Origin of the sequence: Mycobacterium sp. 050272, from assembly GCF_039023525.1 — a bacterium.
Taxonomy (GTDB): domain Bacteria; phylum Actinomycetota; class Actinomycetes; order Mycobacteriales; family Mycobacteriaceae; genus Mycobacterium.
In genome coordinates this window covers 103,973-126,261 of the sequence record NZ_JBCHKV010000007.1, presented here as the reverse complement: position 1 = coordinate 126,261, position 22,289 = coordinate 103,973, and the positions used below count along the sequence as shown (strand labels likewise).

General features: G+C 65.4%; 17 protein-coding genes. 9 read left to right on the top strand and 8 right to left on the bottom strand.

Features of this window, described 5'->3' with window-relative positions; translation table 11 throughout:
* Window positions 1-63 precede the first annotated feature (63 nt).
* From AAHS21_RS16110 to AAHS21_RS16095, 4 genes are all read left to right on the top strand, one after another.
* Entirely contained in the window at window positions 64-2,112 is a 2,049-nt protein-coding gene (locus AAHS21_RS16110; protein WP_342928610.1) for a serine/threonine-protein kinase, read from the top strand.
* Between the two features lie 127 nt (window positions 2,113-2,239).
* Window positions 2,240-4,399 (top strand): excinuclease ABC subunit UvrB, encoded by a 2,160-nt coding sequence (gene uvrB, locus AAHS21_RS16105; protein WP_342928609.1) that lies wholly within the window; start codon window positions 2,240-2,242, stop codon window positions 4,397-4,399.
* Between the two features lie 26 nt (window positions 4,400-4,425).
* Window positions 4,426-5,832 (top strand): MFS transporter, encoded by a 1,407-nt coding sequence (locus AAHS21_RS16100; RefSeq protein ID WP_342928608.1) that lies wholly within the window; start codon window positions 4,426-4,428, stop codon window positions 5,830-5,832.
* A 44-nt stretch (window positions 5,833-5,876) separates the two neighbouring features.
* The gene (locus AAHS21_RS16095) at window positions 5,877-7,274 is read left to right on the top strand and encodes an MFS transporter (protein ID WP_342928607.1); all 1,398 of its coding nucleotides are present in this window, start codon (window positions 5,877-5,879) and stop codon (window positions 7,272-7,274) included.
* Between the two features lie 109 nt (window positions 7,275-7,383).
* Here the strand turns inward: AAHS21_RS16095 and AAHS21_RS16090 are convergent, their stop codons facing one another.
* Window positions 7,384-8,955, bottom strand: a complete 1,572-nt coding sequence (locus tag AAHS21_RS16090; RefSeq protein ID WP_342928606.1) for a glycosyltransferase family 39 protein — start codon at window positions 8,953-8,955, stop codon at window positions 7,384-7,386.
* A gap of 316 nt (window positions 8,956-9,271) precedes the next feature.
* Here AAHS21_RS16090 and AAHS21_RS16085 point away from each other — a divergent pair, with 316 nt between their 5' ends.
* Window positions 9,272-9,715, top strand: coding sequence for a universal stress protein (locus AAHS21_RS16085; RefSeq protein WP_096287167.1), 444 nt, complete (start codon window positions 9,272-9,274; stop codon window positions 9,713-9,715).
* A gap of 48 nt (window positions 9,716-9,763) precedes the next feature.
* On the opposite strand, the gene AAHS21_RS16080 is transcribed toward AAHS21_RS16085, so the two are convergent.
* Complete coding sequence (locus tag AAHS21_RS16080) at window positions 9,764-10,441, bottom strand: MBL fold metallo-hydrolase (protein ID WP_342928605.1); 678 nt, start codon at window positions 10,439-10,441, stop codon at window positions 9,764-9,766.
* A 190-nt stretch (window positions 10,442-10,631) separates the two neighbouring features.
* On the opposite strand from AAHS21_RS16080, the gene uvrA reads away from it, so the two are divergent.
* Window positions 10,632-13,547 (top strand): excinuclease ABC subunit UvrA, encoded by a 2,916-nt coding sequence (uvrA, locus tag AAHS21_RS16075; protein WP_342928604.1) that lies wholly within the window; start codon window positions 10,632-10,634, stop codon window positions 13,545-13,547.
* Window positions 13,548-13,558: 11 nt separating this feature from the next.
* On the opposite strand, the gene AAHS21_RS16070 is transcribed toward uvrA, so the two are convergent.
* A complete protein-coding gene (locus AAHS21_RS16070; RefSeq protein WP_342928603.1) occupies window positions 13,559-14,983 on the bottom strand; it encodes a wax ester/triacylglycerol synthase family O-acyltransferase in 1,425 nt (474 codons plus the stop codon).
* 446 nt (window positions 14,984-15,429) lie between these two features.
* Between AAHS21_RS16070 and AAHS21_RS16065 the strand changes: the two genes are divergently transcribed.
* On the top strand, window positions 15,430-16,632 hold the full coding sequence (locus tag AAHS21_RS16065) for an acyl-CoA desaturase (protein ID WP_342928602.1): 1,203 nt from the start codon (window positions 15,430-15,432) through the stop codon (window positions 16,630-16,632).
* Here AAHS21_RS16065 and AAHS21_RS16060 read toward each other — a convergent pair.
* The gene (locus tag AAHS21_RS16060; RefSeq protein ID WP_342928601.1) at window positions 16,625-17,497 is read right to left on the bottom strand and encodes an NYN domain-containing protein; all 873 of its coding nucleotides are present in this window, start codon (window positions 17,495-17,497) and stop codon (window positions 16,625-16,627) included. The genes AAHS21_RS16065 and AAHS21_RS16060 overlap by 8 nt on opposite strands.
* Before the next feature lie 515 nt (window positions 17,498-18,012).
* On the opposite strand from AAHS21_RS16060, the gene AAHS21_RS16055 reads away from it, so the two are divergent.
* On the top strand, window positions 18,013-19,335 hold the full coding sequence (locus tag AAHS21_RS16055) for a fatty acid desaturase (RefSeq protein ID WP_342928600.1): 1,323 nt from the start codon (window positions 18,013-18,015) through the stop codon (window positions 19,333-19,335).
* Between the two features lie 4 nt (window positions 19,336-19,339).
* On the opposite strand, the gene AAHS21_RS16050 is transcribed toward AAHS21_RS16055, so the two are convergent.
* From AAHS21_RS16050 to AAHS21_RS16040, 3 genes are all read right to left on the bottom strand, one after another.
* Entirely contained in the window at window positions 19,340-19,543 is a 204-nt protein-coding gene (locus AAHS21_RS16050; RefSeq protein WP_342928599.1) for a cold-shock protein, read from the bottom strand.
* Window positions 19,544-19,704: 161 nt separating this feature from the next.
* Entirely contained in the window at window positions 19,705-19,839 is a 135-nt protein-coding gene (locus AAHS21_RS16045; RefSeq protein WP_264002055.1) for a hypothetical protein, read from the bottom strand.
* 96 nt (window positions 19,840-19,935) lie between these two features.
* On the bottom strand, window positions 19,936-20,436 hold the full coding sequence (locus tag AAHS21_RS16040) for a DUF5994 family protein (RefSeq protein ID WP_342928598.1): 501 nt from the start codon (window positions 20,434-20,436) through the stop codon (window positions 19,936-19,938).
* Between the two features lie 429 nt (window positions 20,437-20,865).
* Between AAHS21_RS16040 and AAHS21_RS16035 the strand changes: the two genes are divergently transcribed.
* Window positions 20,866-21,417 carry a DUF5994 family protein gene (locus AAHS21_RS16035; protein ID WP_342928597.1) on the top strand — a complete coding sequence of 184 codons (552 nt, stop codon included), beginning with the start codon at window positions 20,866-20,868 and terminating at the stop codon, window positions 21,415-21,417.
* 36 nt (window positions 21,418-21,453) lie between these two features.
* Here AAHS21_RS16035 and AAHS21_RS16030 read toward each other — a convergent pair whose 3' ends face one another.
* Window positions 21,454-22,257, bottom strand: a complete 804-nt coding sequence (locus tag AAHS21_RS16030; protein WP_342928596.1) for a transglutaminase family protein — start codon at window positions 22,255-22,257, stop codon at window positions 21,454-21,456.
* Window positions 22,258-22,289: the final 32 nt, after the last annotated feature.

The following is a 22,289-nucleotide window of genomic DNA, read 5'->3' as shown; positions in this document are numbered from 1 at the left end:
ATGCGAGACGGGGAGTTGTGCCGACGCGCGCACGGATGCTGACACACGAGGGGGCCATCACATATGGACGAGCGCAAGCGCCCGACCCGGCGCCTCGGCAGCGGCCGGCGGCTGCCGACTAACCCGCGACAGGCCCGTGCGGCGCTGCGCGCCCAATTTCCTTCGCGCCCTTCAATGACCGTCGCCCACCTGTTCCGCCGCGTCCCCCCGTCGATTCCCAACCCCGAGCCCGAGGTCGCCGCCGAGCAGGTCAGCGGCTCACGCCAGGCGATGGCCAACGGTGTGTCGTTTGCGGGGTACACCATCCTGCGACCGCTGGGCGCCGGGGGGATGGCCGAGGTGTATCTGGCTTTGCATCCGCGGTTGCCGCGTCGCGACGTGATCAAAGTCCTCGCCGAGGCCGTCACCGCGGACAGCGAATTCCGCGAAAGGTTCAACCGGGAAGCCGATCTCGCCGCCACGCTGTGGCACCCGCACATCGTCGGCGTCCACGATCGCGGCGAATTCGACGGTCAGCTCTGGATCTCGATGGATTACGTCGAGGGCACCGACGCATCCCGTCTGGTGAAAGAGCGCTACTGCGAAGGGATGCCCGTCGGGCAGGTGTGCGCGATTCTTCAAGCCGTCGCGGGCGCACTGGATTACGCGCACGATCGCGGCTTGTTGCACCGCGACGTCAAGCCCGCCAACATTCTGCTCACCCATCCCGGTGACGATGACCAGCGAATCTTGTTGGCGGACTTCGGAGTAGCGCGACACCTGGGCAACATCAGCGGGATCACCGAGACCAACGTCGCTGTCGGCACGGTCGCGTACGCGGCGCCCGAGCAGTTGACCGGATCCAACATCGACGGACGTGCCGACCAATATGCGTTGGCCGCCACCGCATTTCATCTACTCACCGGCGCTCCGCCGTTCCAGCATGCCAACCCGATCGCGGTGATCAGTCAGCATTTACACGAGGATCCGCCGCGGCTCAGCGATTACCGCCCGGATTTGGCGTACCTGGACGACCTGTTCTTCAAAGCCCTTGGCAAGCAACCCGCGGAGCGCTTCGAGCGCTGTCGCGCATTCGCCGCCGCCGTCGGCGAACGGGTCGACGCCGTCGCGGAGACCGCCCGGGACGCTGACGCGGCTGTCCTGCCGCACCGCCGGCACGGCGCTCGTGGCCTTGTTTCGGCTGCCTACCATAGGTTTTCGTCGCGGACTCGCTGGTCGGCCGCGCTGGTGTCCGCGGTGCTGATTGCCGTCGCGGCAACCTGGTCGACGCTGTACTCCTTTGCGCCGGCAAGTCCGCAGCCCAATCCCACGCTGGCCTCGCGACCGTCGGTGCCCGCCGCCAGTGTCGCGCCAAGACCCGGGGGACCGGTGCTCGACGGCACCTATCAACTGACCTATGACCGATCCAAGCGGACCACCAACGGTGTCCCGATCCGCCACGACGGCTCCGCCACAAATTGGTGGGCTTTCCGTTCGGTGTGCACCACCAACGGATGTGCGGCCAGCGGAACGAAGCTCGACGACACCAACCACCAGGTGGCCAGCACTGCCGACGGCGGCGAGACCGACACCTGGCGTTATCTGAGCGGGTATTGGCAGGGCGCGCCACAGCAGGAGCGGGTCGGCTGCCGCCAGCCCAATGGGCAAGTCAGGGCGACTCAGCAGGAGACCGTCGCCTGGTCGTTGGCGCCTCAACCGGACGGCACGCTGCGGGGCACCGAGACCGAAACGGTGCTGAGCAACGAGTGCGCCGCGCAGGGCGCCGTGGTGCGGGTCCCGGTGGTGGCGACCCGGGTCGGTGGCGTGCCGGCGGGCGTCGCGGTGGCCGATCCCAATCAGGTAATCAGCACCTCGACCACACCCGCACACCCGGCGCCGGCGGTGCTCGGCGGGTTGTGCACCGACGTCGACAAGCTCGCCTACGACCCGACCAGCAACCAGCAGGTCGTGTGTGAAGGCAACAGTTGGGACAAGGCGCCCATCGCGACCGGGGTGCACGCCGCGGGCAGCTCATGCGACCTGCCCGACGTCCCGGTGTTCGCGATGTCCACCTCGAACGACGGGTATCTGCTGCAGTGCGATCCGGTCACCCGGATGTGGACCCGCCACTGAGGTTCTGGCGGATGGACCTCGCCGGCGGACCGAAAGCCGACTTTCACACGGTGGTGCCTGTGTGCCGGATGTGGTTGTCAAGACCGGCGTCGACACGCTTGTCGGTGCACGCCTCTACCCTGGGGACATGGCCTTTGCCACTGAGCACCCCGTCGTCGCGCATTCGGAGTACCGCGCGGTCGAGCAGGTCGTGCGCGCGGGTGGCCGGTTCGAGGTGGTCAGCCCGCATGATCCCGCCGGTGACCAGCCCGCCGCGATCGACGAGCTGGAGCGACGGATCCTGGCGGGGGAGCGCGACGTGGTGCTGCTCGGGGCGACCGGCACCGGAAAGTCGGCCACCACTGCCTGGCTGATCGAGCGCCTGCAACGGCCCACCCTGGTGATGGCCCCGAACAAGACGCTGGCCGCCCAGCTGGCCAACGAACTACGAGAGATGTTGCCGCACAACGCGGTCGAGTACTTCGTCTCGTACTACGACTACTACCAGCCCGAGGCGTACATCGCGCAGACCGACACCTACATCGAGAAGGACAGCTCGATTAACGACGACGTCGAGCGCCTGCGGCACTCCGCGACGTCGTCGCTGCTGTCCCGTCGCGACGTGGTCGTGGTGGCGTCGGTGTCGTGTATTTACGGCCTGGGAACGCCGCAGTCCTACCTGGACCGTTCCGTCGAGCTGCGGGTCGGCACCGAGGTGCCCCGCGACGGGCTGCTGCGGTTGCTGGTCGACGTGCAGTACACCCGCAACGACCTGTCCTTCACCCGCGGCTCGTTCCGGGTGCGCGGCGACACCGTCGAGATCATCCCGTCGTACGAGGAGCTCGCGGTGCGCATCGAGTTCTTCGGCGACGAAATCGAGGCGCTGTACTACCTGCACCCGTTGACCGGCGACGTAGTTCGCCAGGTCGACTCGCTGCGGATCTTTCCGGCCACCCACTACGTCGCGGGTCCGGAGCGGATGGCGCAGGCGATCTCCACGATCGAGCAGGAACTCGAGGAGCGGCTCGCCGAATTCGAGAGCCAAGGCAAGCTGCTGGAAGCCCAGCGGCTGCGGATGCGGACCAACTACGACATCGAGATGATGCGGCAGGTGGGGTTCTGTTCCGGCATCGAGAACTACTCGCGCCACATCGACGGCCGCGGCGCCGGCTCGCCTCCGGCGACGCTGCTGGACTACTTCCCGGAGGACTTCCTGCTGGTCATCGACGAGTCGCACGTCACCGTCCCGCAGATCGGCGGCATGTACGAGGGCGACATGTCGCGCAAACGCAACCTGGTCGAATACGGATTCCGGTTGCCGTCGGCAGTCGACAACCGCCCGCTGACCTGGGAGGAGTTCGCCGACCGGATCGGGCAGACGGTGTACCTGTCGGCCACCCCAGGGCCCTATGAGCTCGGCCAGGCCGCCGGCGAGTTCGTCGAGCAGGTGATTCGCCCGACCGGCCTGGTGGACCCCAAGGTCGTGGTCAAGCCGACCAAGGGGCAGATCGACGACCTGATCGGGGAGATCCGCAAGCGGGCCGAGGCCGACGAGCGGGTGCTGGTGACGACCCTGACCAAGAAGATGGCCGAAGACCTCACCGACTACCTGTTGGAGATGGGCATCCGGGTGCGCTACCTGCATTCCGAGGTGGATACGCTGCGCCGGGTGGAGCTGCTGCGCCAGCTGCGGCTCGGCGACTACGACGTCCTGGTCGGCATCAACCTGCTGCGCGAGGGTCTGGACCTGCCCGAGGTGTCGCTGGTGTCGATCCTCGACGCCGACAAGGAAGGCTTCCTGCGGTCGGCGCGCAGCCTGATCCAGACCATCGGCCGCGCCGCCCGCAACGTCTCCGGCGAAGTCCACATGTACGCCGACAAGATGACCGACTCGATGACGGAGGCCATCGACGAGACCGAACGGCGGCGCGCCAAGCAGATCGCCTACAACGAGGCCAACGGCATCGACCCGCAGCCGCTGCGCAAGAAGATCGCCGACATCCTCGACCAGGTTTATCGCGAGGCCGACGACTCCGAGAACGTCCAGATCGGTGGGTCGGGCCGCAACGCGTCGCGCGGCCGGCGCGCGCAAGGAGAGCCCGGTCGCGCCGTGAGCGCGGGCATCATCGAAGGCCGCGATACCGCCAGCATGCCCCGCGCCGAATTGGCCGACCTGATCAAAGACCTCACCGCGCAGATGATGGCCGCCGCCCGCGACCTGCAATTCGAGCTGGCCGCGCGGTTCCGCGACGAGATCGCCGACCTCAAAAAGGAACTGCGCGGAATGGATGCCGCCGGTCTGAAGTGACCCGCGGTGCCTAATACGGTGTAGGGGTGGCGAATACGACGAGCGAGACCGGCAGCTGGCGCCAACTGCTGGGCGGCTACCTCGGAACGTCGACCGTGCTGGCCGGTGGTGTTCTGCTGTACGCCACCACCGAATTTCTGACCGCCAGCCTGCTCCCGAGCACCGTCGCCGAAATCGGCGGCATCCGGCTGTATGCGTGGGTGATCACCCTCTACCTGGTCGGCTCCGTCGTCGCGGCCGCCACCGTAAACACCCTGCGGCTGCGCATCGGTGCGCGCTCGTCATTCCTGTGGGGCTTAACCGTCTTCGCCGTCGCGAGCATCGTGTGCGCGCTGGCGCCGGACATGGGGGTGTTGATCGGCGGACGCGCCCTGCAGGGTGTGGCCGGTGGCCTGCTGGCCGGCCTGGGCTATTCGCTGATCAACACCGCCCTCCCGCGTTCGCTGTGGACTCGTGGCTCGGCTCTGGTGTCGGCGATGTGGGGGGTCGCGACCTTGATCGGGCCGGCGATAGGCGGCCTTTTTGCCCAATTTGGATTGTGGCGCTGGGCATTTGGTGTGACGACCATTCTCGCCGTGCTGATGGCGGTGTTGGTGCCGAGGGTGCTCACCAACGCCGATGTCGGCTCCGGCGAACAGGCGGCGATTACCAGGGTGCCGGTGCTGTCGTTGCTGCTGATGGGCGCCGCCGCGTTGGCGGTCAGCGTTGCGGAGTTGCCGCGCAACGTCTTTGCGATGGCGGGTCTGCTGGTCGCCGGTGTGGTGCTGATCGTCGTATTCGTGCTTGCCGACTGGCGGATGCATGCAAAAGCATTGCCGCCGAGTGTGTTTCGGCGTGGCCCGCTGAAATGGATTTACCTGACGATGGCGGTGCAGATGGCCGCCGTGATGGTCGACACCTATGTGCCGTTGTTCGGTCAGCGGTTGGCCCATCTGACGCCGGTCGCGGCGGGATTTCTGGGCGCGGTGTTGGCCATGGGCTGGACCATCGCCGAGCTCTCCAGCGCCTCGCTGAGTGACCCTCGCCTCGTCGACCGGGTGATCGCGGTGGCGCCGCTGGTGATGGCGTCGGGTCTGGCCCTGGCCGCCGTAACTCAGCGCGCTGACGCGCCGGCGGGGGTCGTCATGGTCTGGGCGGCGGGATTCCTGATCGCCGGCATCGGGATGGGGATGACGTGGCCGCATCTCTCGATGCGTGCGATGGACACCGTCGACGACCCGTCCGAGGGCGGCGCGGCGGCCGCAGCGATCAATACCGTTCAATTGATCTCCGCGGCCTTCGGGGCCGGGTTGGCTGGCGTGGTCGTCAACAACGCCACGGGCGGGGACGTGGCGGCGGCCCGCTGGCTGTATGCCGTCATCGCCGGGCTGGCGGCGTCGGCCGTCGTCGCGTCCACCTTGGCCAGTCGGCGCGATCGTCACGCATCGCGCTGATGCTTTGCTGACCAAACTGGAGATTCGCACCATACGGTGTACCAGTGACCGTCACGAAGGATGAGACCGGTAGTTGGCGCGAGCTGTTCGGCGAGCACCTGGGGATGTCCACTGTGCTTGCGGGCGGCGTTCTGCTGTACTCCACCAACGAATTCCTCACCGTCAGCATGCTTCCGAGCATCATCGCCGACATCGGCGGAGCGCGGCTGTTTTCCTGGGCGACGACGCTGTATCTGATCGGTTCCGTCGTCTCCGCCTCGGCGGTCCACCCGATACTGCAGCGCATCGGTGCACGACGGGCGTACCTGATCGGGCTCAGCGTGTTTGCCCTCGCCAGCGTGGTGAACGCGTTGGCGCCGAGCATGGCGGTTCTTGTCGCCGGGCGCACCTTGCGAGGTCTGTCCGGTGGCCTGCTGGCTGGTCTGGGCTACGCGCTGATCAACACCGCCCTCCCGCGCTCGCTGTGGACCCGCGGCTCGGCGCTGGTGTCCGCCATGTGGGGAGTATCGACGCTGATCGGCCCGGTGGCGGGTGGGCTCTTCGCTCAACTCGGGCTGTGGCGGTGGGGGCACACCGCAACAGGCATCGGGGCCGTGCTGATGGTGGTGGTGGTGCTGACCGTTATGGAGCCCGGCCACGTCGTCCACAATCCGCTGACGCCGGTCCGCAAGGTCCCCATTTGGTCGCTGCTGCTGATGAGTTCGGCCGCATTGACCGTCAGCGTTGCGGCGCTTCCGCATCACCTGGTTCAGAACCTGGGGTTGTTGCTCGCCGCCGTGCTGCTGGTTTTCGTCTTCGTCGTCGTCGACGGGCGAACGCCGGTAGCGGTGTTGCCGCGCAGCGTATTTGGGCCGGGGCCGACGAAGTGGATCTTCATTGTCATGGCGGTGGAGATGGCCGCCGCGATGGCCAATATCTATGTGCCGCTGTTCGGCCAGAAATTGGCTGACCTGAGCCCGGTGGAGTCCGGGTTTCTCGCTGCGGCGCTGGCCACCGGGTGGACCGGGAGCGAAATCATCAGCGCTTCACTGACCGATCGGCGCGTGATTCGGCGCCTCGTCGTCGCGGGTCCGTTGGTGATGGCCGCGGGACTGGCGCTGGCGGCGCTGACCCAACGCGCGTACGCCCCGCTCGGGTTCGTCGCGCTGTGGGCGCTCGCGCTGCTGATCACCGGCGCCGGCATCGGGATCGCCTGGCCGCACCTGGTGGTGCGTGCGATGGATTCCGACGACCCGGAGCAGGGCAGTGCGGCGGCTGCGGCGATCAACACGGTCCAGCTGGTCTCTGCGGCGTTCGGGGGCGGACTGGCGGGCGTGGTGGTCAACCTCAATGAGGCCGACGATGCCGCGGCGGCCCGCGCGTTGTATCTCGTCTTCGCGGTGCTGGCCGCGAGCGGCGTGGTGGCGTCGTATCGTGCGGCCCGCGACGACCGCTACACCTAATCCACCTCGTCCTCGGCGCGCAGGACTTCGAGCACGCCGTCGATTCCGGCGAAAGTGCTTGGCGCCGTTCCCATTTGCGCACCGGAAAGGGTCATCGTCACCCGCACTGTCAGCGGGTGGATTTGACGACCTGCGAGTAGTGGAACTGCCAGCGTTCGACGATGTGGAAGCCGAGGTAACTGGGGAATTTATACGCCGGGGTGCGGCCGAATGCGCCCGGCGGCAACGACTGTCCGGACTGATGTTCGGGGAACGAGTTGTCGTAGTTGGTGATGGTCCACAACGTGGTGCACTTGTTGATCTTGGCCGTCGTCAGCCACACCGCGACGTGGCCGTCCCACAGCGAACCGACCTTGGGGCCGTACACCCCGCGCTCGACGTCGATCAGCGATCGAAACGCGGCAGGCCGGGTCGCCAGCAGCGCGCGGATCGGACCGGGCCGCCACGGCACCGTGTTATCCGCCAGCAGGCAGTCGCCGGGAGCGGCGTGCGAGCTGATCAGGTCGGCAACCTGGCTGTAGTCCCAGCCTTCCTTGGCGTACGGCCAGCGTTGGACGAACAGGTAATCGGGCACCGCGGCGAGCGCGAACAGCAGCACGACACCGACGATGGCCCACCGCCGTCGTGCCACCGTGACGATGCAGATCGCCAGCAGCACGGCCATCGCGGGTGTGGTCAGGATCAGGTAGCGGGGAAAGTACATCGGCTCGCTGATCGCCGAATAAACCACCACAGCGGTGGTGGGCAACACGATCCATCCGATGACGATGGTCAGCAGGCGGCGCATGTCGCCCGCCGGGCCGGGCGCGCCGAACCGTCGGGCGACGATCGCGGCCACCATGATCACCCCGCTGAGCACAGCGAACGGAACGCTGTGGTCGAAATACTGCCGTTGGGTGATGTCGAAGGCGTAGTGCCAGCTGACCGGGAACAGCCAGTTGACCTGAAATGCCTGACCGTGCGCGAACAGGATGAACGGCGTCATCACGCCCAGCGCGACGGCCGTGCTGGCCGCCCACCAGATGACCGGCGACTTGCGGGATCCCTTGGGCGCGAGCAGCGGCAGCATCACCGCGTAGACACCGATCAGCAACACCAGGTTGAGGCTCAGCAGGATCGACACCATCAGCGCCACGGCGTAACCCACCCACAGCCGGCGTCGGTTGCGCCGTACCGCCGTGACCAGCAATACCGTCAACCAGATCGCCGCGGCCACCGACATGGCATAGGGGCGTGCCTCGATGCCGGCCCAGGTGGTGCGCGGCAGGATGGCGAAGACGACGCCCGCGCACACCGCGGTGCCGCGTCCCGGGGTGAATTGCCTGGTGAACACGACGACACCGGCGGCAGCGACCCCGATCGCCAGCGCGCTGGGAACCCGCGACCAGAACTCGGTCGGCGGAAAGAGGGTGAACCAGCCGTGCATCACCAGGTAGTACAGGCCGTGCACGGCATCGATGTGGCCCAGCAGCCGCCACAGTTCGGGCAAAGTCCGACTCGCCGCGGCCGAGATCGTGGCTCCCTCGTCGAACCACAGCGAAGGCCGGCAGGCCCAGGCGCCGCTGATGACGGCGGCCAGCACGGCGATCGACCACGGGTCGAGCAACCTGCCCCGCGCGGGCCCGGTCCCGGACTCGGCGGTGACATCCGGGGAGCGCTGCTCGACGGCGGACGTAGCCATGATGCTTGTCACTGTAAGGCGCACCCGATCGACCTGGTCATCAACAGTCCGCGCGGCCGGCCCAAGATATCCGCGCATCCCCGACGGACCGCCCTTGCCGCGCCCGTCGTTCCCGGAAAACGCCGCCACGCAAGGCCTTCCGGCCCGGGCGGGGACATGCCACGGCCTCATTATCGGGAATCGAGGCCGTTGCCGCAGCGTGGCGCCGTAAATGGAGGCTTGCGCCACACCGCTTCGGTGTGGGTAATCTGACCCATCCAGATCGGACAACGCGCTACTGTCTTGAGGTTGGCCTGGCAAACGACTGGGAGGGTAAATGTCCGCTTATCGGACCGTGGTAGTCGGCACTGACGGCTCGGACTCATCGTTGCGTGCCGTCGAACGGGCGGCAACCATCGCCGGGGCGGATGCCAAGCTGATCGTCGCGTCGGCGTATCTGCCGCAGCACCAGGACGGCCGGGCCGCCGACGTGCTGAAGGAAGAGAGCTACAAGGTTTCGGGCACCGCCCCGATCTACGCGATCTTGCAGGACGCCAAGGAGCGGGCGCACAAGGCCGGTGCCAAGAACGTCGAGGAGCGCCCGATCGTCGGCGCCCCCGTTGACGCCCTGGTCAGCCTGGCCGAAGACGTGAAGGCCGACCTGCTGGTCGTCGGTAACGTGGGCCTGAGCACGATCGCGGGCCGGTTGCTCGGCTCGGTGCCGGCCAACGTGTCACGTCGGGCCAAGGTCGACGTGTTGATCGTGCACACCACGTCCTGACGGACGGGTTCTTCGCTACTCCGCGGATCCTGCGGGAGAGGCGAGCGGTTACCAGCCTCGCTCGCGCCATTCGCTCAGATGGGGGCGCTCGGCGCCAAGCACCGTGTCGTCGCCATGGCCGGGATAGATGACGGTGGAATCGTCATACACCTCGAACACCCGGCTGGTGACGTCGTTGAGCAGCTGGGCGAAGTCGCCTTCCTGCCACGTCTTGCCCACCCCGCCGGGGAACAGGCAGTCGCCGGTGAACAACTGCGTGACGCCGCCCGTCGCCGGGCCGTCGAGCGCCAGCGCGACCGAACCCGGGGTGTGCCCGCGCAAGTGGATCACGTGGAACGTCAGCTTGCCGATTTGCACGGTGTCGCCGTTGGCCAGAAACCGGTCCGGTTTGACCGGCAGCGGTTCGGCGTCGATCTCGTGGGAAGCGGTCGGCGCGCCCGTGGCGGCGGCGACGGCCTCCAATGCCTGCCAGTGATCGAAGTGCTGATGGCTGGTCGCGATCAGCGACACCTTCGGGGCGTACGTTTGGACCAGGTCGATCAGCACGTCAGCGTCGTTGGCGGCGTCGATCAGCAACGTTTCCCCGGTCTCGGAACATGTCACCAAGTAGGCGTTGTTGTCCATCGGGCCGACCGACGCCTTGACGATGGTGGCCCCGGGCAGGGTGCGACGGGCGGCGTTACCAGGGTCGACGTGTCCGGTGTAGTTGTCGTCCACGATCGTCACGTGCGCCACTCCTCAGTCCGGGCGTGCGCCGGCACATCGTCGCCGGCGCGGGTCATAGCGGCCACGTTACTGCTCCGTCGGCTGGGATGGGTGTCTTGTCGGTGGGGGCACCTAGCATGGAATGCGCCGTGCGCAGTAACCGCCGTCAGGCGAGCAAAGATAGCCAGATAGTTGCAGAGAGGGGCCAGCGTTGGCTGACCGCCTAATCGTCAAGGGTGCCCGTGAGCACAACCTGCGCGGTGTCGATCTCGACCTGCCGCGCGACTCGTTGATCGTCTTCACCGGGTTGTCCGGATCGGGCAAGTCGTCGCTGGCTTTCGACACCATCTTCGCCGAGGGGCAGCGTCGCTACGTCGAGTCGCTCTCGGCCTACGCGCGCCAATTCCTGGGGCAGATGGACAAGCCGGACGTCGACTTCATCGAGGGTCTGTCGCCGGCGGTGTCCATCGACCAGAAGTCGACGAACCGCAACCCCCGATCGACCGTCGGCACCATCACCGAGGTCTACGACTACCTGCGGTTGCTCTACGCGCGGGCCGGCACCCCGCACTGCCCGATCTGCGGCGAGCGGATCGCCCGCCAGACCCCGCAGCAGATCGTCGATCAGGTGCTGGCGATGGAGGAGGGCACCCGATTTCTGGTGCTGGCCCCGGTGGTCCGTACCCGTAAGGGTGAGTTCGCCGACCTCTTCGACAAGCTCAACGCGCAGGGCTACAGCCGGGTCCGGGTCGACGGCGTGGTGCACCCGCTGTCCGATCCGCCGAAGCTGAAGAAGCAGGAGAAGCACGACATCGAGGTGGTGGTGGATCGCCTCACCGTCAAGACTGCCGCCAAGCAGCGCCTCACCGACTCGGTGGAGACCGCGCTGAACCTGGCCGACGGCATTGTGGTGCTGGAATTCCCCGACGACCGCGACGAACACGACCACCCGCGCGAGCAACGCTTCTCCGAGAAGCTGGCCTGCCCCAACGGACATCCGCTGGCCGTCGACGATCTAGAACCCCGTTCGTTCTCTTTCAACTCGCCCTACGGCGCCTGCCCCGAATGCGTGGGCCTGGGTATCCGCAAAGAGGTCGATCCCGACCTCGTGGTGCCCGACCCGGAACGCACCCTGGCCGAGGGGGCGGTGGCGCCGTGGTCGGCCGGCCACACAGCGGAGTACTTCACCCGGATGATGGCCGGGCTCGGCGAGGAGCTGGGATTCGACGTCGACACCCCCTGGCGCAAGCTTCCGGCCAAGGCCCGCAAGGCGATTCTCGAGGGTTCCGACCATCAGGTTCATGTGCGGTACCGCAACCGGTACGGCCGAACCCGTTCGTACTACGCCGATTTCGAAGGTGTGCTGGCGTTCCTGCAGCGCAAGATGGAGCAGACCGAGTCCGAGCAGATGAAGGAACGCTACGAGGGCTTCATGCGCGACGTGCCCTGCCCGGTGTGTGAGGGGACGCGCCTTAAGCCCGAGATCCTCGCGGTGTCGCTGGCCGCGGGCGACCGGGGCGCCAAGTCCATCGCCGAGGTCTGCGAGCTGTCCATTTCCGACTGTGCCGACTTCCTCAACGCGCTCACCCTCGGCGCGCGCGAGCAGGCGATCGCGGGGCAGGTGCTAAAGGAGATCCAGTCGCGGCTGGGCTTTCTGCTCGACGTCGGACTGGAGTACCTGTCGCTGTCCCGGGCGGCCGCCACGCTGTCCGGCGGTGAGGCCCAACGCATTCGGCTGGCCACCCAGATCGGTTCCGGCCTGGTCGGTGTGCTGTACGTGCTTGACGAGCCGTCGATCGGGCTGCATCAGCGCGACAACCGCCGTCTCATCGAAACACTCACGCGTCTGCGGGCTTTGGGTAACACGCTGATTGTCGTCGAGCACGACGAGGACACCATCGCGCATGCCGACTGGATCGTCGACATCGGGCCCGGCGCCGGCGAGCACGGCGGCAAGATCGTGCACAGCGGGACCTACCAGGAGCTGCTGAGCAACCCGGACTCGATCACCGGGGCCTACCTGTCGGGCCGGGAAAGCATTGCCACACCGAAACATCGGCGTGCCGTCGACAAGAAGCGTCAGCTCACCGTCGTCGGGGCGCGCGAGCACAACCTGCGCGACATCGACGTGTCGTTCCCGCTCGGCGTGCTGACCTCGGTGACCGGCGTGTCCGGCTCGGGCAAGTCGACGTTGGTCAACGACATCCTGGCGGCCGTGCTGGCCAACCGGCTCAACGGTGCCCGGCAGGTCCCGGGTCGGCATACCCGCGTCAACGGAATTGACCAGCTGGACAAGCTCGTTCGCGTCGACCAGTCGCCGATCGGGCGCACGCCGCGGTCCAACCCGGCCACCTACACCGGGGTGTTCGACAAGATCCGCACGTTGTTCGCCGCGACCACCGAGGCGAAAGTCCGTGGCTACCAACCGGGCCGGTTCTCGTTCAACGTCAAGGGCGGCCGCTGCGAGGCATGCACCGGGGACGGCACGATCAAGATCGAGATGAACTTCCTGCCCGACGTCTATGTGCCGTGCGAGGTGTGCCAGGGCGCCCGGTACAACCGGGAAACCCTCGAGGTGCATTACAAGGGCAAGACCATCTCCGAAGTGCTGGACATGTCGATCGAGGAGGCCGCCGACTTCTTCGAACCGATCAGCGGCATTCACCGCTATCTGCGCACGCTGGTCGACGTCGGCCTCGGCTACGTCCGGCTCGGTCAGCCCGCACCGACGCTATCCGGTGGTGAGGCGCAGCGGGTCAAGCTTGCCTCCGAACTGCAGAAGCGTTCGACCGGGCGCACGATCTACATCCTCGACGAGCCGACCACCGGGTTGCATTTCGACGACATCCGCAAGCTGCTCAATGTGATCAACGGCCTTGTGGACAAGGGCAATACGGTCGTCGTGATCGAGCACAACCTGGACGTGATCAAAACCGCGGACTGGATCGTCGACATGGGCCCCGAGGGTGGCGCCGAAGGCGGAACCGTTGTCGCCCAAGGCACTCCGGAGCACGTCGCCGCGGTGCCCGAGAGCTACACCGGTAAGTTTCTCGCCGAGGTGGTCGGGCGCAGTGCGCCGTCGGTGGCCAAGCCGCGGCCCAGCGGGCGGCGCAAAGTCAGCGCCTGAGTCGTTGCCGGTTAGCCCGAGCCCGCGAGCAACTCGCCGAACGACTCGTCCATGCACGCGGCGTATCGCGACGGGTCGGGCAGCGCGTCGCGATCCGCGGTCGCGCTAATCGACAGCGTCCCGTTGTAGCTGGCAACGACGTGGATGAGATTCGCGCCGCCGACCAGCGGTCCGAGACCGGCGGCGCGGACGAGTCGGGCACCGCTGAAGAACAGCGGTTCGGCGGGACCCGGAACATTGGTGACGGTCGTGTTGGCGATCGTCGGGCCGGAGAACGGGAGCGCGTTCGCGGCCTTCGCCGTCATTCCGAGCAGTGCAGTCGGCACCGTGCCGATCAATTGGAGAAGCTGACTGGTGCTGGCCGATTCCGCGTCGGCGCGGCTTCCCGCGGTCGATTCCGCGATCGCCGTGAGCCGTTTGATCGGATCGGCGATGTCGGTTCCGAGCGTTTGCAGTCGGCCGAACAAATCATTTCCGTTGTTAGTTGTATCGCCCGGCCTGCGTACCGACATCGGGCAGGCCGCGACGAGCGGTTCATCCGGTAGCTCGCCGTGGCCGTCCAGGTATGCGCGAAGCGTGCCGCCGACATACGCGAGTGCCACGTCGTTAATGGTCGCGCCGGGAACGCTGGCCTTGATCTTTTTGAAATCGGCGAGCTCGTGGAATCTGGCCTCGAAGACACGGTGCGCCGAGACCGTCTGGTTGAAACGGGTCTTCGGCGGAAATGAGGGCATCGCGGGGCGGGCGGCACCTCCGATCAGCTTGCCCGGCAGACCGGCGAGTCCGCGCACCGCCTTGGGGGCGTTGGCGAACAGCACCCCGCTCGCGCGCCACGGGTATAGCGCGGCGTTGATCGTCGCGCGCGAGAGTAGTGCCGCGTTCGACGGGAGCGGGCCGGGCTGCCAGGGACCGTCGGGCCCGGTGGGCCGGGGGCTGTCCGCAGCCAGGTCGTGCAACGCGGCGATCATCTGAACGCTGCCCATCCCGTCGACCGCGCAATGGTGCAGTTTCAACGCCATTGCGAAGGAGCCCTTCGGTACTCCCGATACTGAATTCAGTCCCTCGATCACAGTGATCTCCCAGGGCGGTCGCCGCAGGTCCACCTGCCTGGCATGAAGACGCGCGACCTGGATACACAATTGCCGCCAGTCACCGGGCTGGGGCAGCCCGATATGACGGACGTGATACTCCAGATCGAAGTTCGGGTCGTCCACCCAATAGGGCCGATGCAAACCCCCGGGCAGCTCGGTCAGCCGGTGCCGAAAGACGTCCGCCAGGTGCAGCCGGGCGTCGAGTTCCTCGAGAATGCCCCTGAAGGTCACCTTGCCGCCCGGCGCGGTCGCCGGGTCGTATATCAGCAGCAGCTGAATCTGTATCGGTGTCGCCGGCGTCTCCGCGCGCAACATCATGTCGTCGGTCCAACTCAGTTGCCGCACTAACGCCCCCTCGGGCTCGCCTCTATGGGCCAGCGTAGGCTGCTCACCCTACTGCGCGGGGAACGTGAGTGCGGCCTCCGGCAGATGCGCATAGCCGCATATGGTGCCGCTCATGTAGCCTCAGAGGTCAATCGAAGCCAGGGGGTAAGGCAGGTGCTCGAGCAGAGGGCTGAGTCGCAGCCCCGACCAGTAAGTTTCGGGAAAGGCGCCGTACTGGGCGTCGCCCGGACGGCCGACTCTGGTGGCTCGTTGCCGCAGTTCTGCTGTGCCGATTGAGACGTTCTCGCTCAGCTGACCTCGCGCCGCCAATCTTCGGCTTGTGCGCGCAACCGCCATCAAAAAACGATCGGACGTTACCTAAGATGCTGCGGCTTACCAGCCTTCCTCGATTGTGCGCTGTAGCGCGCACGTCCCGCGCCACTGTGCGCGAATTGCGTTGAGCGTCAATGGCCATCACTGACGTTGCCGAATACGCCCATCTCAGCGACACCGATCTCGAGGAGTTCGGGGCGGCGCTGGACCAGATCCGCTGCGATATCGAGTCTTCGCGCGGAGGGCGCGATCGCGCATATATCTTGCGCGCCATAGCTTTTCACCGAGTCCTCGAGGTCGCAGCACGGCTGGTCATCGGGGTCGGCAAGGGCAAGTTCGGCTGGGCTGTCGGGACAACCGCTCTGGCCGCGGCCAAGTGCATCGAGAACATGGAACTGGGCCATAACATCAGCCACGGTCAATGGGATTGGATGAACGACCCGGAAGTCCATTCCAATACCTGGGAATGGGACATGGCCGGCCTGACATCCCAGTGGCAGAACTCCCATAACTACAAACACCACGTCTTTGCCAACGTTGTCGGCGTTGACGACGATCTCGGTTTCGGAGTCCTGCGAGTGACTCGAGACGAGAAGTGGCAGCCCAGCGCCTTGATGCAGCCGTTGCGCGCGGCGCTGCTTGCGCTGTTATTCGAGTGGGGTGTCGCATTGCACTGCATGTATTCAGTGCAGGAGCGCGAGACGACGAGCGCCGGTAAGGCCACGCACCGAACGGCGCTTATGCGCAAGATTGCTCGGCAGGTCGGCAAGGACTACGTCGCGTTTCCCGCGCTGAGTCGCCGGCGGTGGTGGCGCACGTTGGGGGCCAACGTGGTTGCCAACGGACTGCGCAACGTGTGGGCATACGTCGTGATCGTCTGCGGTCACTTCACCGACGGAGCGGAAAAGTTCGCCCCGTCAGTGCTGGAGGCTGAGACGAAGCCCGAGTGGTATCTCCGGCAGATGCTGGGTACCGCCAACTTCCGGGCCGGGGCGGTGATGGGCTTCATGAGCGGAAACCTCTGTTATCAAATCGAACATCACATGTTCCCGGATCTGCCGAGCAATCGGTACCCCGAAATCGCCGAGCGGGTCCGCGAGTTGTGCGTCGCCTACGACCTGCCGTATACGACCGGCCCGTTGCATCGCCAGTTCCTACTCACCGCGCGCACAATTTGTAAACTCGCGCTGCCGGACCGCTTTCTGACCGCTACCTCCGACGACGCGCCAGAGACCGCTTCCGAGCACAGGTTTCGGAACACATCCCAACGATCGCACGTCTCGGGTGTGGGGCGACGCGGACTGGCGACGGCAATCCTGGCGCTTCGGACTACGTAACCGTTTCGCTGCGCAGCCGCACCAGACGCGTGGTGCTGGTCTCGTCGAGTTCGACCAGGTCGTTGCGGGACCTCAGGAAATCGCTGAATGATTTGAAGCCCAAAGACTTTTCGCTGAACGACGGGTCCATCCGCTTCATCTGGGCTTTGACTGCCGAGTTGTGCAGCCACTCGGTGTCGTCCTTCTCCAGGCCGATACGCAGCGCGCGTTCGAGCAATCCGGTGGCCGCGGCCTGTGCATCGGCAGGTGCGTCGTCGGTCTCGGCGGCGGTGTTCTGCTGCCGGCCGCGTTTCTTGGAATCGGTGGATTGCGCTGCGGCAGTAGGTATCCCGGGCAGGGCGTCGTAGGTTACGAACTCGTCGCAAGCCGCGGCCAGGGACCGGCTGCTGGCGCCGGCCACACCGATGCCCACGACGTATCTGCCGAGCCGCTTGCACCGCTGCGCCAACGCGATGTAATCGGAATCGCCGCCCACGATCACCACGTGGGTCAGATCGGGTAACCGAAACATGTCCTCGACCGCGTCGACGGCCAGCCGGATATCGGCGCCGTTCTTGCCGTAAGCGGCGGCCGGGAAGAGTTGAACGAGATCGACCGCACGGCCCACGAGCTGGCCGTGATAGGCCGCGTTGACGTCGGCGGACCAGTCCGCGTAGGCGCGGGTGAGCACGAGGGTGCCGAAGGACGATGCGAAGTCGATGATGGCGCCGAGGTCGACGGTCGCCGACTGCAGCCGGTCCACCTCGAGACCCTTGGCCTTGTCCTTCTGGAAGGAGTTGCGCCCGTGCACCTGGTCGTACCGGGAGATCACGATGTTGTCGAAGTCCAGGTACACCGCGACGCGAGTGGTAGCGAATTCGGTCATCCTGCGTGCACCGGGTCCAGCGTTTCGAGAGCAGCCATCCGGTCATGGTGCGCCACGAAATCCCACGCATCAAGCCCCGGTGCGGCGATAACGACGGCGCACCAGGTTGTGGGTGTAGCGTGGTAGTTGTTGAGACTTCCAGCCAAACCCAAAGCCGTTTTGGTTCTAAGGGCCGTTCTGTTCGTCGCCGCCTGCTAATTGCCTCGGTGGAACTGCCGAGGCCCGCGGTCGGCGACCGCCGCCACTACTGCTAAGGAGCCAGAGTTACTCGGCTCGGCTGCCCGGCCAGGTCAGCTGCGGCTCCGGTTGCGACAAACTTCGCTTCGCTGGGTAACCGCCCGGCCAGACCCACTTCACCAAGGCTACGAATGGCATTGGTGTGCAAATCAATTGGGTGTAGACAACCACCCAGCCAGATATCGCGGTAAAGCCGTCGCGCTCGGTTGGCGATTGGACCCGCCGGCGGCTAGGCGATACAGGCTGCGGTGAAACTCTGCCCTACGAAAGGACAAACCATGGCAATCAGTAACATTGCCGCGTTCGCTCACCTGACCGAGGCCGACATCGAGGCTTTGGGCGTCGAGCTGGATTCGATCCGCTTGGACGTCGAGGAGTCCCTTGGTGAGCGCGACGCGCTGTACATCCGTCGCACCATCGCCGCACAACGGGCCCTCGAGGGGGTGGGACGGGTCCTGCTCGCCGCTAGTTCGAAACGCTGGGCGTGGTGGGCCGGAACGGTGACCCTGGGGGTGGCCAAGATCGTCGAGAACATGGAGATCGGCCACAATGTCATGCACGGCCAGTGGAACTGGATGAACGACCCCGAGATCCACTCCTCAACGTGGGAGTGGGACATGGCTGGGGTGTCGAAACACTGGCGGTCGACCCACAACTACCAGCACCACAAATACACCAACATCGTCGGCATGGACGACGACATCGGATACGCCATTCTCCGGGTTACTCGTGACCAGCCTTGGCGGCCGTTCAACGCCGGCAACTTGCTGTTCAACGCCATCCTGGCGTTCGGCTTCGAGTGGGGAATTGGCTTCCAGCCCATCGAACTCGGCAAGATCCTCAAGCCCGGCGCGGACCGCGAGACTACCCTCCGGCAGGTGCGTGAGCTGGCGGTTAAGGCGGGAAGGCAGGCGGTCAAGGACTACGTCGCGTTCCCGGGTATCACTGCGCTGTCGCCCGTCGCGGGCTACAAATCCACGCTCAAGGCCAATATCGTGGCCAACCTGATTCGCAACGTCTGGGCCGACACGGTGATCTTCTGTGGGCATTTCCCCGATGGCGCAGAGAAATTCGCCAACACCGACATGGTCGAGGAATCAAAAGGTCAGTGGTATCTGCGTCAGATGCTCGGCAGTGCCAATTTTGACGCCGGACCGACGCTGCGGTACATGAGTGGGAATTTGTGCTACCAGATCGAGCACCACCTGTACCCCGACCTGCCGAGCAACCGGTTGCACGGGATTTCGGTGCGAGTGCGCGCCTTGTGCGACAAGTACGACTTGCCTTACACCACAGGCTCATTCCTGGTGCAGTGCGGCAAGACGTGGCGCACCATCGCCAAACTCTCACTGCCGGACCGTTACTTGCGCGACAGCGCGGACGACGCAGCGGAGACTCGCAGCGAGCGGATGTTCGCCGACCTGGCGCCCGGCTTGGCCTGGACCGACCCGGCAACAGGTCGTCACCGTGGCCTCAAAACAGCGATCGCTGCCGTCCGACGGTGGCGCCGGGACGCCGTGTTGCCAAAACCCCCGGGGCTGACGGTTGATCGTCACCGAACTAGGACGACATCCACTCCGCCCCAGGGGTTTTCGTACTGAAAGGCTATACGATGGTCACTTGCACAGCCTGGGGGCCTTTGGGTCCCTGGTTGATTTCGAACTGCACTCGCTGATTCTCTTCAAGGGAACGAAAACCGCTACCTTGGATCTCGGAGTGGTGGACGAACACATCCGTTGCGCCGTCATCAGGGGCGATGAAGCCAAAGCCCTTGTCGTTGTTGAACCATTTCACAGTTCCCTGTGTCATTCTTTTTCTCTCTCTTTTTTCAACTAGATGCAATTCGGATGCACCTAAGATTCTGACCCGGCCGCGGTGTGCCTAACGGGCAACGCCGCACGTCAACGGCGTTAGGTCGGATGATTTCTCCGGGCCTACACGATGAGGCTGGATTTCGACGGGCTATTGACTCAACGCTTCTTGGTCTGCGCCAACACCTCAGTCGCCGAAGTCTGGGCGACCTTGGCGCGCCTATCGGCGCGCTTCTCTTTCAGGGATTTACTCGATTTCTTCGTCATGGCTTGCCGGGGCGACTTGTCGGTCATCACAGCCCTTCGATGGGGCCTGTGTGGCCCCGATTGGTCGAGTGTACGCCCCGTTGCGCTGTTGGTGTTGCGGCTTTCCTGCCGCGTCGGCGGGCCTCAGCGTCCCGGCGTCCAATCCACACCGCACCCGATGGCGGGCGAGGGTTCCAACGCACGACCGAAACCCGGGCTCGGTTGGAGGACCATGTGCCGTAACACGCTGGCATTCATCGGTTGTCCTGACGCGGCGACCTCGCCGAGAAGTTGCTTCACTTCGTCGGCGGAACTGGACGGCGAGAGTACGAACAGCACGGCGTCGCGAGACCTGGCGCCCTTCAGGTAGATGGTGTCGCTGAAGACCATCCGATACGGGTCAAGGGAGACCATCTCATTGCGGCGGAGAACTCGCGACGGGGCGGGCAACCATGCGGTTGGGTCGTAAACGACCCGGCGCACCCGGCCCAGCCATAGGTTGAACACCGTTACGAGGTCCAGCAGCTCCACGCTCAGGTCCAAGCTTTTCGGCCACCACACGCCGTCGACGGCCGCCTGGCTGAGGTCGCGTTCGCACAGCGTCAATCGGGTCGGGCTGGCGGGGGACGACGAAACGTGCGCCACAGTGACGCTCCCGTCTAACAATTTCTGCCATCGCAGACGGCTACCGGAGGAAGCGGTACTCGACAAACCCACGACCGCAACAGCATAACTCCCACGTCTGCATGAACGGCGCGCGAATCGCCGAAAGGCAATCTTCGATGCGCGGTGCCGGTCTACCGCCGACTCGGTCTCCGTGTGGAATAGTGGCGCATCCTCGCCGTTACGCCGACGGTGCCTCTGAACTGCCGCGACTGAAAATACCTCAGGTGCGGCGGAATTCAGCGTCTAGCTGAACGTGTACACCAGGCGGGAGGACTGCGGGCTTACGCATGACCGGATAATGGCGTAACGTCGTCACTGAGCTGTTTCGTTGTCGGCGCTACGGGCAATGCGATTCCTCCGTCGGCCCGACTCGCGGTCCGATCGCTTCGAACCTCGAGGGGCCGCGCCATGAATCGCGCAGATACATTTATCGATGTCATTGCTTCTCAACAGAATCCAACAACAGATGTCGGCGTATCTGCGGGCACGCTAGAGGCGCGGCACCCCGGCAGCCAGGTGCGGCTCACTCTGGCATCAGGGCTCGGGGACAAGATTGATGGGGCCTGGTGGCCACGTACTGGGCTGATCTCACGGGAGCTCCCGGAATTGGTCTCCATTTTGGAAGCGCGGTTAGGCCAGGTCATCGACATCAACGTCAATTGGCCAGCGATACAACGCCAGCCGGATCTGAATTGGGCCTGGTGGCAGGGCATCCACCCGCACGTAATGACGGTTTGCGGTCACGATGCGCGGGCAAAGATTCTGATCGTTCCCTACCGAACCGGCACGGCGCTTGCGGTGATGCTCTTGCGCCGGTCTGCGGGCCTGTCCGTCCTTGCCGCGCATCGTGATTCCCGGGCGTTCGCGACCGCCGACTCGATTCTCCGCGCCGCCCGCGGCGAGCGAGTGTTTGAAATCCGTCGCACCCGACGTGCCGTGGACAAGAGCGGATTGAATTGATTCGCGGTGTCTTTGCCTGAGGACTGCCGGGAAATCTCAGCGGATGGAAACCAGCTGATCGATCGAATCGCCGGGCAAGTCGCCGTCGACGACGGCGGTCACCATCAGTTTGGTGAGTGTGATCGCGCCCTTGTGATTATCGAGGAACGCGGTGTCGGAGGCATCACGGCCCGTGGCGATGCGCACCAGGGTTTGTCTCGGCGCCAACAGCGTCGCGTCGACAACCCGCCACTGCCCCTGGACAAAGGCCTCGGCCACCGCGTGAAAATCCATGGGGGACAGGCCGGGTGCATACACCGATACCAGGCGGGCAGGGACCTTCACCGCTCGAAGCAGCGCCACGACCAGATGCGCGAAGTCGCGGCACACACCTTTGCCCGCGAGCAGCGTCTCCACCGCGCCGTCAATCGGATCGCTGGAGCCGGGCACATAGTTCAGCCTGGTACCCACCCACGAACTCACGTGCTCCAGCAGCGTCGCCGAATCGTGGTGGTTACCGAATTCGGTTGCGGCAAAGCCATAGAACTTGTCGGCCTCGGCATAGCGGCTGGGTCGCAGATACATCGATTGGTCGTATTCGGTCACCGGCGCGGGACTGGTCTGGCCCACTACGGTGGCCGAGTAGTCGACCTTCAGCGTGCCTGCCGCGGCGTCGAACTTGTGGATGCGGTTTCCGTGCACGCCGCTGATTTCCAACGGGTGAACCTGTACTCCGTTCAGGACGAAGCGCAGTGACTCGAAGACCTCCGCGAGTGGATGTGGTGCGACGGCGACTTGAAACTCCAACGTCGTGGCCGAGGTGATGTCGACTTCGAGTTGCACGCCCACTTCTCGTCTCATAACGCAATACTGCGCCAGTGGCCCTGGATGCG